The following is a 12,676-nucleotide window of genomic DNA, read 5'->3' as shown; positions in this document are numbered from 1 at the left end:
CTTCTCATATTGCTATGCATTCTAAAAATCTAGGTTCGCATAGACCGCATTATCTTCAATGAATTGACGTCGATTTTCTACAATATCCCCCATTAACATTTCAAACGTTTGGTCCGCCTCAATCGCATCTTCTAAACGCACTTGCAACATCGCACGATTTTCAGGGTTCATCGTTGTTTCCCATAATTGATCCGCGTTCATTTCTCCTAAACCTTTATAACGCGCAATAGACCATTTTGGAGTCGGATTCAACTCTGCTTTTAACTTTTCTAATTCTCTATCGTTAAACACATAATACTTTTGCTTACCTTGTGTTAACTTGTATAACGGTGGTTGTGCGATGTACACATAGCCCGCTTCAATCAACGGACGCATAAAACGATAAAAGAATGTTAATAACAACGTACGGATATGGGCACCATCCACGTCCGCATCTGTCATAATGATAATTTTATGATAACGTGCTTTTGAAATATCAAATTCCCCACCAATACCTGTACCAAAAGCTGTTACCATCTGACGAATCTCATTATTATTTAAAATCTTATCTAGACGTGCTTTTTCAACATTCAAAATCTTACCACGTAACGGTAAAATCGCTTGCGTACGTGAATCACGACCGGACTTTGTAGACCCCCCGGCAGAGTCACCTTCGACTAAGAAAATCTCACTTTCAGATGGATCCTTACTTGAACAGTCCGCAAGCTTACCTGGTAAACTCGAAATATCTAACGGAGACTTACGTCGCGTAACCTCACGCGCTTTTTTCGCCGCAATACGAGCACGAGAGGCCATAATACCTTTTTCGACAATCACACGACCCACTTGTGGATTTTCATATAAAAAGCGTTCAAATAGCTCTGAAAAGATACGATCAACAATTTGGCGTACTTCTGAATTACCGAGTTTTGTTTTTGTTTGTCCTTCAAACTGTGGATCTCCATGCTTAATGGATACAACAGCAGTTAAACCTTCTCTCGTATCTTCACCTGATAAACGCTCTTTATCATCTTTAATAATTTTACTTTGCGTACCGTAGCTATTTAATACACGTGTCAGTGCGCGTTTAAATCCATCCTCATGCGTACCACCTTCATATGTGTGAATGTTATTCGCATACGTTAATAAATTCGTTGAGTAACCCGCGTTATATTGTAGCGCAATCTCAACTTCTACATCATCACGTGTTTCATGAACATAAATAGGCTCATCATGCAATGGTTCTTTCTTTTCGTTTAAAAGATCTACGTAAGACTTAATCCCACCTTCATAGTGGTATGAGTCTTCTCGAATCTCTTCATCGTCACGTTCGTCTCTAAGCGTAATTTGAATACCTTTATTTAAAAACGCTAACTCACGAATACGTTTTTGTAATGTTTCGTAGTCATAAACAGTAGTTTCTTGAAATATCTCTTTATCCGCTTTAAATCGAATCACTGTACCTGTTTTTGATGTCTCTTCTATCTGCTTTAAATCAAACGCAGGTACGCCTCGCTCATAAGCTTGATGATGTACGTGACCATCACGATGTACAAACACTTCTAAGCGTTCACTGAGCGCATTAACGACTGATGAACCTACACCGTGGAGACCTCCAGATACTTTATAACCGCCTCCACCAAACTTACCTCCAGCATGTAGTACAGTCAGAATAACCTCAACCGCTGGACGTCCCATTTTTTCTTGAATATCGACAGGGATACCACGTCCATTATCAGTTACTTTAATCCAGTTATCTTTTTCGATGACGACATTGATTTCGTCGGCATAGCCCGCTAATGCTTCGTCAATACTATTATCTACAATCTCCCAAACAAGGTGATGTAATCCACGTTCTGAAGTTGAACCGATATACATTCCTGGTCGTTTTCGTACCGCTTCTAAGCCTTCTAAGACTTGAATCTGACTTGCACCATAACTTTCTGAGTTGTTCACATCAGCCAATGCTTTCACCTTCACTTTCTAACTAATTCATTATATTTCCACTCGAAATTCTATATATTTTTGCATTTTTCATAATTTCATGATCAATTCCATCAACAGAGGTCGTCGTTACAAATGTCTGTACCTTATGTTGAATCGTACTAAGCAAATGTGTTTGTCTAGAGTCGTCTAATTCACTTAAAACGTCATCAAGTAATAAAATGGGGTATTCCCCCACTTCCTGATGCATTAATTCAATTTCTGCTAATTTGATTGATAGCGCAGTTGTGCGTTGTTGTCCTTGTGAACCATATGTGTGTGCATCCATATGATTCACTTGAAACGATAAGTCGTCCCGATGCGGTCCATGTAGACTCACACCACGCTCGATTTCACGTGTAAGATACTCATCTAACAGCGCTACCACATCTCGAACTAAGACTTCCTCGTCATCCGTACCCTCTTCTAACTTAAGACTTGGTAAATATTTTAAGGTGAGTTGTTCATTATCGTTCGTAATTCCTTGATGAATCGGCATCGCGAGTTGTTCAAGTTCTTTAATAAACTGCGCACGTCGCTTTGTTACTTTAATGGCATAAAGTGCAAACTGTTGATTTAAGACTTCAAGCATGGTCGTATCTTTAGTTTTATTGAGCTGCAATTGCTTTAAATAATGATTACGTTGCTTGAGTATGCGTTGATATTGTGATAAATCATTTAAATATAGATTTGAAATTTGACCTAACTCCATGTCTATGAAACGTCGTCTTACTTGAGGGGAACCTTTTACGATATTCAAATCTTCCGGCGCAAATAACACAACGTTCAAATGTCCAATGTATTGCGTGAGTCGACTTTGTTCTAAGTGATTCACTTTAACTTTCTTGCCTTTTTTTGTGATAAACATTGTTAACGGCATTAAACCATGACGAAAATTGAGTTCACCTTCTATTTTAGCATATTCCGCATCGAAGCGAATCAACTCTCTGTCATTTGTAGTTCGATGACTTTTGGCGAGTGCGAGCATGTAGATAGATTCTAATAAATTCGTTTTACCTTGTGCATTTTCGCCAATTAATATATTGACATCTGGATGACATTGTAGGGTGATGCTTTCATAGTTACGATAGTTCTCTAATTGGAGTGTTTTCAGTTTCATTGTTCACCAAATTGAATAATATAAGAACCTACTTCAGGAATTTCAATCATGTCACCGTGATCGAGCTTTTTTCCACGACGCGTTTCATGTTCGCCATTTAAATAAACGTCATATTCTTTTAGGAACCATTTGGCTTGTCCACCTGACTCAATAATGCCTTCATAGTTTAAAAATTGTCCTAAAGTCAGTTCGCCATCAACGATTACTGTTTCAGCCAAAACCATCACTCCATTCCATAATTACTCACTTATATATTATACCGTTTTATGATTAAAATTTCATGTCCTAGCCCCCATATTTTCATGGATTTACAAAATAAAAATGTATCGAAAAAAGACGCATATCGTTTAAATACAAACGAGCGTCTTTTTCGTTAAAAATACAAAAGAAATTCTGATAAACGGGACTTCTTAATACTTTATTTTTTTAGCGCTTGATTGATAGCGTCCTTTACATTTTGATAATTTGTCACGTCTTCCACAGGTTTACCATCAACATAAAGTGCTGGAACTTGCGGAACGTCGTTTGATTTGGCTAATTTATGGTCTGCTTTGGCACGTTTGGCCGCTTCACCATGATCGTTTTTATACGCTGCTATAATTTCCGACTTTTGTGCTTGAGTGATATCAAGTTGACGAATTAATCGATCAACTAAATCTTCTGTAAGCCATTCTTTTTGTCCGACATCATCCATTTTTTTAGGTTGTGCTTTAAATAATTGTTGATGGAATGTCCAGTACTGCTTTGGTGCAATCATATTTACCGCATGTGCTGCACGAGCGCCCCGTTCAGATTCTTGACCATGAAGTAGAACATTAACGTAACGCAATTCAATTTGATCGTTATCTAAAAATTCGCGTTCTAATTTTGGTTTTATCTCTCGTTCAAATTGACCGCAATAAGGACACTTAAAATCGCCAAATTCGACGATTAAGACCCGACCGTTACTTTTCCCTTGTAGAGGCTGATTCTGTGTCTCATGACGCAATTTTTGAGCGTCTAGTGGTTTAAATTTTGAATTCTGTGTTGATGCGAATATAAAATACGCCGCAACTGCAATGAGTACTGCAATTAAAATAATTATCCATTTTTTATTTTTCATAGTTTCCTCCGTCATTTCCTAAGTAACTCTTGATTTGAAGGTGTGTGAATGTCACCTTTTATAATCTTACACGTTAGTAGTACCTCAATGACTTTAAAAAAATGAGGTTAATCTATAGGTACGCACTTTTGTCGTTAGATCAACCTCACTTTGTATGAATATTAAGTTCTAGTAAGTTCGAATTGGTAAGATAAGTTGTGTAACAGAGTCGTCATCTTTACCTTTTAAGATAAATGGTTTCATCGTGCCGAAAAATTCAACTTCAACATCATCATGATCTATTGCTTTTAATGCGTCCATCATATATTTTGAGTTGAAAGAAATTTTTAAGTTGCCACCTTCTACGTCGTTCGCACTCACATCTTCTTTTACTGTTCCAATTTCAGGTGAAGTTGAAGAAAGTTCAACACGGTTATCACCTGTGCTTAACTTAATGACGTTATTACCACCTTCACGTGCCAATAACGATGCACGATCAATGGCATGATAAAAGTCACTGTTATTTAGGCCTAATTTAATTTCATAGTTTTCTGGGAACAATCTTGATGTATCTGGATAATGGCCTTCTAAAAGACGTGAAATAAAGTTAATATTGCCTACTCTAAATAAAACTTGGTTTGAAGCAAAGAATATATCGATAGAGTCATCATTGTCTGACATGATTTTATTAAGTTCTGATAAAGCTTTACCTGGAATGATGACATTTTTATTTGCAATGTCTTCATCTTCAAGCTTAAGTTTACGTACAGCTAAGCGGTGCGAGTCTGTTGCTGTGCATATTAATTCATTATCTTGTATAAGCCAGTTCACACCTGTAAGTACTGGACGTGTTTCTGAGGTGGACACTGCAAAATTAGTTTGTGCGATGATGTTTTTTAAAACTTTAATTGGTAATTGCAATGCGTCTTCACTTGAAACTTGAGGTAGCAATGGATATTGGTCAGGATCTAAGCCACTCAGGTTGAATTCAGAGTGACCTGAAGTAATCAATGTTTGAAATTGTTCATTTGTTGAAAGTTTAACATCTTTGCCTGGTAGTTTTTTGATAATATCAACAAAAAAGCGACCTGGTAACACAACAGAGCCTGGTTCTGTAACAGTGACAATCTCTTCACCGTCTACTTGATTTGGAATTGTGATTTCAATTGATATTTCAGAATCTGATCCTGTTAGGACAATGCCTTCATTTTTGGCATCTATTTTTATACCAGTAAGAATAGGTAGTGTCGTTCTAGGTGAAATAGCTTTTAATGTATCGTTTAATTGAGTAATAAAATAATCGCGTCGTATAGAGAACTCCATCATTTTATAAACTCCTTTCAGTCGTTTATATATTAATAGTTATTATTAAAATCGTCATAATAGTCATAGGGGCTGTGGATTAGTGGATAACTCTAAAAAACACTGATGATATCAAGTTATACACATGTGGATAAAGTGTGTATGATGTGTATGAGTTTTGCACATTATCCACAATCCTAACTCCGGATGTCTTTTTCGAGTGCCTCAATTTCCTGTTTTAACGTTGCATCATTTTCGATGTCATTTTTTATTTTATCATATGCATGAATGACTGTTGTATGATCTCGGCCACCAAATTCTTCACCAATTTTCGGCAATGAAAAATCTGTAAGCTCACGAGAGAGATACATTGCGATTTGTCTTGGATAAGCAATAGATTTTGTTCGTTTTTTTGCGACAAAATCTTCTATGCGTACGTTGTAGTAGTCACCTACAACTTTTTGAATATCTTGAATGGTGATTTTTTTAGATTTAGTGACTTGAATGATATCTCTTAAAGCGTCAGCTGTAAGTTCTGTTGTAATTGGCTTGCCTTGTAATTTGGAATAGGCCAATACGCGTGTAAGTGCACCTTCTAATTCACGTATGTTCGTTTGAATTTGATTTGCGATATATGTCAATGATTCAATCGGAATATCTAAGTTTTCTTCTTCAGATTTTTTTTGAAGAATTGCCATACGTGTTTCAAAATCAGGAGGTGTGATATCCACAATTAAACCCCATTGGAAACGGGATTTCAAGCGTTCTTCTAATGTTGAAATTTCTTTTGGAGGACGATCACTTGAAATTACAATTTGCTTTTTATTTTGATGTAAATCGTTAAATGTGTGGAAAAATTCTTCTTGTGTTTGTTCCTTTTTTTGAATGAATTGAATATCATCAATTAACAATATGTCGATGTTACGATACTTCTCACGGAATGCTTCAGTATCGTTATTACGAATAGATTGAATAAATTCATTCGTAAACTTTTCACTGGATGTATAAAGTACACGGGCATCTGGATTGTTTTCCATGACATAATGTCCAATCGCATGCATTAAATGTGTTTTACCAAGACCAACGCCACCATAGATAAATAGTGGATTGTAAGCATTCGCTGGTGACTCAGCGACAGCAAGGCTTGCTGCATGAGGGAAGCGGTTGCCTGGTCCAATTACGAATGTTTCAAAAGTATTATTGGTATTAAATTGTTCACTCGACGTCACACTCTCGATAGATTGAGGTTGTGGCTTGGATGCTTGACTAGATTCAAGATCTTTTAAATCTTCTTCTGTTACAAAATTAATCGTTTCAATACGTTGATTTGTAACAGCTTCTAAAAAGTCACGGATTAAATCCGTATAGTTAGAAGAAAGCCATTGTGCAACAAAGGATTGCGATGCAATCACAATTGCTTCGTCCTGCTTTAAGGCATGAAGCTTTGTATCTTTGAGCCAAGTGTCGTATGAAACTTTTGTGATTTGTTCTTGACATAACTTAAGAACGTGTTCCCATATTTCTTGTTCTGACATAATTAACTCCATCTTCCTAAAATTTTTTATTTGCAGTTATACACAGTATCCCCGGTTGTGTATAATATTAATCACAGGGTGTGAATAATTATCCACAAGATAATCACAAGCTGTGGATGAGTATCATATATTTAAGTATTATGCACAGACATTTGTGAATAAACCACTATTTATAACCTATGTAGTATAAGGGTTTTGAACACTTATCCACACAATTATACTTTTTCACAGTCTCTCTGTCAAACGGGTGTGAATATGTTGTTAAACAAAAGCACAACGTGTGGATTATAAAATAATTATCCACAGTTTGTTATCATAAGGATGTGTATAAGTGGATAACTTTATATCAATCCTCACTAGGTAAAATTACAAAACACGCTTGATTTCAAAATGTGTTTTTGGTATATTGTAGTAGTTGCTTGAAATGTAGACATTTCATTTTATAGAGAAACGACTATTTTAAAGACAAATGAATGCAAATAATCTATATGATGATTAATGAATTGATGAAAATGAGATGGAGGTGTTTTGCATGGTAAAACGTACTTATCAACCAAATAAACGTAAACATAGTAAAGTTCATGGTTTCAGAAAACGTATGAGCACTAAAAACGGCCGTAAAGTATTAGCGCGTCGTCGTCGTAAAGGTCGTAAAGTTTTATCAGCATAAGATCACTGACTCTCTCAGTGGTCTTTTTTTTGGTCTAGGTGATTCAAAACAAACTAAAACTAAGATTAAAGGTTTATAAAGTGCAGCGTTAAAAAGGAAGTTTCGATAAAAGTTTATGATAGGTCGTTACAAATGAACAAATGCGTACAAAATGCATTTGTAAGAGCCACTAACGCCTGGAGATTGAGTATGGTCACTAATCTTTTGAAAAGTGACTCCATCTGAAGTGGTTCTTTAGAATTCAAAGCGCTCTCTCAGTGACCTTATGCGTTATACGGTGGGAATTGATGAACGGCATTTCGGAAGCAGGATTCTCGACAGAATTACATAATACGCTAAAATTAAAACCCAATTTTTGCGTATTATTCCATTCTGCTTGAATCCTAAGCGCTTCCTCAATGACCTTTTTTGGAGTTGGTGTGTATGGAGAAGGCATATCGTATTAAAAAGAATTCGGATTTTCAGTTGATCTATCGTAAGGGTAGGTCGGTTGCGAATCGTCAGTTTGTTGTGTATACCTTTAATAATCGTAAAAGTACTCATTTTCGTTTAGGGATTAGTGTTTCTAAAAAGTTGGGTAATGCGGTGACTCGTAATCGTATTAAGCGAAGTGTGAGAGAGTGTTTTAAGGTGCATAAACAAAATGTGATCGCGAAGGATATTATTGTGATTGCACGTTTTCCTGCAAAAGATATGTCGACGAAGGAAATTCAAAAGAGTTTAGAACATGTATTAAAAATTGCGAAGGTCTTTAACAAGCGAATACAGTAAGATTTTAGACTTCGGTTTGTGTGACGTCAGACACCCCGAAGTCTAACTTTTAATCATTTATTCCCATATAATCACGAAACTCGCGATTTATGGTGAAATATTTTACAATAACGTAATCATGTGATTTAAGGAGGCACGAAAATGGTAGAACAACTGGACACAATAACAAGTATCTCTACGCCAATGGGGGAGGGTGCGATTGGTATTGTACGTTTATCTGGTCATGATGCGGTTGCGATAGCAGATACACTATATAAAGGAAAGCATTCGTTACAAGAAGTGGATTCTCATACGATTCATTATGGCCATATTATTGATCCTTCTACACAGGAAGTGGTTGAAGAAGTGATGGTGTCAGTACTGCGCGCACCTCGTACATTTACGCGAGAGGATATTGTGGAGATCAATTGTCACGGTGGTATTTTAACGATTAACCGTGTTCTAGAACTGACAATGACTCACGGCGCAAGATTGGCAGAGCCAGGTGAATATACTAAGCGTGCCTTCTTAAATGGACGTATCGATTTATCGCAAGCTGAAGCGGTTATGGATTTTATTCGTTCAAAAACAGACCGTGCTTCTAAAGTTGCGATGAACCAGATTGAAGGACGCTTAAGTGATTTGATTAAACGCCAACGTCAATCAATTCTTGAAGTATTAGCACAAGTTGAAGTGAATATTGATTATCCAGAATATGATGATGTAGAAGATGCGACAACTGAATTTTTATTAAAGCGTGCGAAAGAAATTAAGCATCAAATCCAACAATTACTTCAAACAGGTGCGCAAGGTAAAATTATGCGTGAAGGTCTATCTACCGTGATTGTAGGTAAACCAAACGTTGGAAAGTCTTCAATGCTTAATAATTTAATACAAGATAATAAAGCGATTGTAACTGAGGTCGCAGGTACGACACGTGACGTGCTTGAGGAGTATGTGAATGTGCGTGGTGTACCATTACGTTTAGTAGATACAGCTGGTATTCGTGAAACAGAAGACGTTGTAGAACGTATTGGTGTCGAGCGTTCACGCAAAGCATTAAGTGAAGCGGATTTAATATTATTTGTATTAAATTATAACGAACCGCTGACTGAAGAAGATTATAAACTGTACGAGGTCATTAAGCATGAAGATGCGATTGTAATTATCAATAAAACAGATTTAGAACAACGTCTTGATCTTGAAGAAGTTAAACAAATGGTAGGCGATATGCCAATTATTCAAACATCAATGTTAAAACAAGAAGGTATTGATGCATTAGAATTACAAATTCGCGATTTGTTCTTTGGTGGCGATATTCAAAGTCAAGATATGACATATGTCTCTAATTCACGTCATATTTCACTTTTAAAACAAGCAGATCAAGCGATACAAGATGCGATTGATGCGGCAGAGATGGGTGTACCTATGGACATGGTGCAAATTGATTTAACACGAACTTGGGAAATTTTAGGAGAGATTATCGGTGAATCAGCGAGCGAAGAACTGATTGATCAACTCTTTAGTCAATTCTGTTTAGGAAAATAAAAATTGGAGGTATCAAATATGACAAAAAACTATGATGTCATCGTCGTCGGAACGGGTCATTCTGGTATTGAAGCAGGGCTTGCTGCGGCGAGACGTGGCGCTGAAACGTTAATGCTCACAATTAACTTAGATAATATTGCGTTTATGCCATGTAACCCTTCAGTAGGGGGACCGGCAAAAGGTATTGTTGTTCGCGAAATTGATGCGCTTGGTGGTCAAATGGCGAAAACAATTGATAAAACACATATTCAAATGCGAATGCTAAACACAGGTAAGGGACCAGCAGTCCGAGCATTACGCGCGCAGGCTGATAAAGTCATGTATCAACAAGAAATGAAAAATGTACTCGAAAATGAACCACATTTAGATATTATGCAAGGCATGGTGGATGAATTAATTATTGAAGATGATACAGTTAAAGGTGTACGTACAAATATTGGTACAACTTATATGGGTAAAACAGTCATTCTAACAACAGGTACATTTTTACGCGGTGAGATTATATTAGGAGACTTAAAATATTCAAGTGGTCCGAATCACCAACTCCCATCTGTAACTTTAGCGGATCATTTAAGAGACTTAGGCTTTGAAGTCGTTCGTTTCAAAACAGGAACACCACCACGTGTGAATGCGAAAACGATTGATTATAGTAAAACAGAAATTCAACCAGGTGATGATGTAGGTCGCGCATTTAGTTATGAAACGACAGAATATATTTTAGATCAATTACCATGTTGGCTAACATATACAAATGGAGAAACACATCAAGTTATAGATGATAATCTACATTTATCAGCTATGTATTCAGGTATGATTAAAGGGACAGGCCCACGTTATTGCCCATCGATTGAAGATAAATTCGTAAGATTCAACGATAAACCACGTCATCAACTCTTCTTAGAACCAGAAGGACGTCATACAAATGAAGTGTATGTTCAAGGTCTATCTACAAGTTTACCTGAACATGTACAACGTCAAATGCTTGCGACAATCCCTGGACTTGAAAAAGCAGATATGATGCGTGCTGGTTATGCGATTGAATACGATGCTTTAGTGCCAACACAACTGTGGCCAACACTTGAAACGAAAAAAATTAAAAACTTATATACAGCTGGTCAAATTAACGGTACATCAGGTTATGAAGAAGCGGCTGGACAAGGTTTAATGGCAGGTATCAATGCTGCAGCTCGTGTATTAGGTCGTGAAGAAACCGTGTTAAGTCGTTCAGATGCGTATATCGGAGTATTAATTGATGATTTAGTGACAAAAGGCACAAACGAACCTTATCGTCTTCTAACATCTCGTGCTGAATATCGTCTACTTTTACGTCACGACAACGCGGATTTACGTTTAACAGATTTAGGGCATGAATTAGGATTAATTTCTGATGAACGTTATGCTCGCTTTAATGAAAAACGCCAACAAATTACAGATGAAATTGATCGTTTAGGCTCAATTCGTATTAAGCCTAAAGCAGAAGTTCAAGCAATCATTAAACGTGAAGGCGGTTCTGAGCTAAAAGATGGTATTTTAGCTAAAGAATTATTACGTCGTCCAGAAATGACGTACGATGTCATTTTAGAAATTTTAGGCGAAACAACAGAACTTTCAGCAGACGTCACAGAACAAGTTGAAATTCAAACAAAATACGAAGGTTACATTAAAAAGTCGTTACAACAAGTCGACAAAGTAAAAAGAATGGAAGAAAAGAAAATTCCAGAAGACCTAGATTATAGTAAAATTGATAGTCTGGCAACTGAAGCGAGAGAAAAACTGGCAGAGGTCAAACCTTTAAACATTGCACAAGCTTCACGTATTTCAGGTGTCAATCCAGCTGATATCTCAATTTTATTAGTATATTTAGAACAAGGAAAACTTCAAAGGGTGAAATAAATGACAGTAGAATGGCTCGCAAATCAATTAAGTGAACATGGTATAACATTATCTGATCAACAAAAACAACAATTTGAAACATATTATGAGATGCTTGTTACATGGAATGAGAAGATTAATTTGACGAGTATCACAGAAGAGCATGAAGTGTATTTAAAACATTTCTATGACTCAATTACACCAAGCTTTTATCAAGACTTTAATCAACCTTTGCGTCTATGTGATGTAGGTGCAGGGGCTGGTTTTCCGAGTATTCCTTTAAAAATTGTTTTCCCAGAAATTCAAGTTACAATTGTTGATTCTTTAAATAAACGTATTCAATTTTTGAATCAGTTGGCCAATGCATTAGAGCTTGAAGGCGTTAACTTTGTGCATGAACGTGCTGAAAATTTAGGTAAAAATCAAGACTACCGGGCGTCTTTCGATATTGTTACAGCGCGTGCTGTTGCAAGATTATCGGTATTAAGTGAATTGTGTATACCACTTGTCAAAAAACACGGTGTTTTCCTTGCATTAAAGTCGTCAAAAGGGAAAGAAGAATTAGAAGAAGCGCGCTTTGGTATTGGCATATTTGGTGGACGTGTGAGCGATATATATACTTTTGAATTACCTGAAGATGCAGGTGAGCGTCAAATTATTAAAATCGAAAAACGCAGCCAAACACCGAAAAAATATCCAAGAAAAGCTGGCACTCCGAATAAATCACCGTTACTCGAATAAACATAAAATGGTTAACTATTATTTGTGAGAGATAGCGTGTTTGAGGACTTGACATAAAGTGATATGATTGAACTGTGTAATTGATGTACTAACTT

General features: G+C 36.6%; 11 protein-coding genes. 5 read left to right on the top strand and 6 right to left on the bottom strand.

Features of this window, described 5'->3' with window-relative positions; genetic code table 11:
- Window positions 1–21: 21 nt before the first annotated feature.
- From gyrB to dnaA, 6 genes are all read right to left on the bottom strand, one after another.
- A complete protein-coding gene (gene gyrB, locus HHH54_RS05060; protein ID WP_198617758.1) occupies window positions 22–1,953 on the bottom strand; it encodes a DNA topoisomerase (ATP-hydrolyzing) subunit B in 1,932 nt (643 codons plus the stop codon).
- Window positions 1,954–1,966: 13 nt separating this feature from the next.
- On the bottom strand, window positions 1,967–3,082 hold the full coding sequence (gene recF, locus HHH54_RS05055; protein ID WP_198617757.1) for a DNA replication/repair protein RecF: 1,116 nt from the start codon (window positions 3,080–3,082) through the stop codon (window positions 1,967–1,969).
- Window positions 3,079–3,309, bottom strand: coding sequence for a S4 domain-containing protein YaaA (gene yaaA / locus HHH54_RS05050; RefSeq protein ID WP_198617756.1), 231 nt, complete (start codon window positions 3,307–3,309; stop codon window positions 3,079–3,081). Before yaaA ends, recF begins: the two co-directional genes overlap by 4 nt.
- A gap of 191 nt (window positions 3,310–3,500) precedes the next feature.
- Window positions 3,501–4,184 carry a DsbA family protein gene (locus HHH54_RS05045; RefSeq protein WP_198617755.1) on the bottom strand — a complete coding sequence of 228 codons (684 nt, stop codon included), beginning with the start codon at window positions 4,182–4,184 and terminating at the stop codon, window positions 3,501–3,503.
- 168 nt (window positions 4,185–4,352) lie between these two features.
- Window positions 4,353–5,489, bottom strand: a complete 1,137-nt coding sequence (gene dnaN / locus HHH54_RS05040) for a DNA polymerase III subunit beta (RefSeq protein WP_198617754.1) — start codon at window positions 5,487–5,489, stop codon at window positions 4,353–4,355.
- 173 nt (window positions 5,490–5,662) lie between these two features.
- Window positions 5,663–7,000 carry a chromosomal replication initiator protein DnaA gene (dnaA, locus tag HHH54_RS05035; RefSeq protein WP_198617753.1) on the bottom strand — a complete coding sequence of 446 codons (1,338 nt, stop codon included), beginning with the start codon at window positions 6,998–7,000 and terminating at the stop codon, window positions 5,663–5,665.
- Between the two features lie 532 nt (window positions 7,001–7,532).
- Here dnaA and rpmH point away from each other — a divergent pair.
- The 5 genes from rpmH to rsmG all read left to right on the top strand — a co-directional run bounded on the left by rpmH (window position 7,533) and on the right by rsmG (window position 12,581).
- Complete coding sequence (rpmH, locus tag HHH54_RS05030) at window positions 7,533–7,670, top strand: 50S ribosomal protein L34 (protein WP_000240855.1); 138 nt, start codon at window positions 7,533–7,535, stop codon at window positions 7,668–7,670.
- Window positions 7,671–8,087: 417 nt separating this feature from the next.
- Window positions 8,088–8,441, top strand: coding sequence for a ribonuclease P protein component (rnpA, locus tag HHH54_RS05025; protein WP_198617752.1), 354 nt, complete (start codon window positions 8,088–8,090; stop codon window positions 8,439–8,441).
- Window positions 8,442–8,582: 141 nt separating this feature from the next.
- Window positions 8,583–9,968, top strand: a complete 1,386-nt coding sequence (gene mnmE / locus HHH54_RS05020) for a tRNA uridine-5-carboxymethylaminomethyl(34) synthesis GTPase MnmE (RefSeq protein ID WP_198617751.1) — start codon at window positions 8,583–8,585, stop codon at window positions 9,966–9,968.
- An 18-nt stretch (window positions 9,969–9,986) separates the two neighbouring features.
- Entirely contained in the window at window positions 9,987–11,861 is a 1,875-nt protein-coding gene (gene mnmG / locus HHH54_RS05015; RefSeq protein ID WP_198617750.1) for a tRNA uridine-5-carboxymethylaminomethyl(34) synthesis enzyme MnmG, read from the top strand.
- Window positions 11,862–12,581 (top strand): 16S rRNA (guanine(527)-N(7))-methyltransferase RsmG, encoded by a 720-nt coding sequence (gene rsmG, locus HHH54_RS05010; protein WP_198617749.1) that lies wholly within the window; start codon window positions 11,862–11,864, stop codon window positions 12,579–12,581.
- The last annotated feature ends 95 nt before the right edge of the window (window positions 12,582–12,676 follow it).

It is taken from the genome of Staphylococcus canis (assembly GCF_016238445.1).
Taxonomy (GTDB): Bacteria; Bacillota; Bacilli; order Staphylococcales; family Staphylococcaceae; genus Staphylococcus; species Staphylococcus canis.
Note: the sequence above shows the minus strand (reverse complement) of the source record. Positions and strands in the feature narration are given on the sequence as shown.

Excerpts from the sequence above, each read along its gene's own strand:
- recF (WP_198617757.1), bottom strand. The coding sequence starts at position 3,082 with ATGAAACTGAAAACACTCCAATTAGAGAACTATCGTAACTATGAAAGC.
- HHH54_RS05045 (WP_198617755.1), bottom strand. The coding sequence starts at position 4,184 with ATGAAAAATAAAAAATGGATAATTATTTTAATTGCAGTACTCATTGCA.
- dnaN (WP_198617754.1), bottom strand. The coding sequence starts at position 5,489 with ATGATGGAGTTCTCTATACGACGCGATTATTTTATTACTCAATTAAAC.
- dnaA (WP_198617753.1), bottom strand. The coding sequence starts at position 7,000 with ATGTCAGAACAAGAAATATGGGAACACGTTCTTAAGTTATGTCAAGAA.
- rpmH (WP_000240855.1), top strand. The coding sequence starts at position 7,533 with ATGGTAAAACGTACTTATCAACCAAATAAACGTAAACATAGTAAAGTT.
- mnmE (WP_198617751.1), top strand. The coding sequence starts at position 8,583 with ATGGTAGAACAACTGGACACAATAACAAGTATCTCTACGCCAATGGGG.
- mnmG (WP_198617750.1), top strand. The coding sequence starts at position 9,987 with ATGACAAAAAACTATGATGTCATCGTCGTCGGAACGGGTCATTCTGGT.
- rsmG (WP_198617749.1), top strand. The coding sequence starts at position 11,862 with ATGACAGTAGAATGGCTCGCAAATCAATTAAGTGAACATGGTATAACA.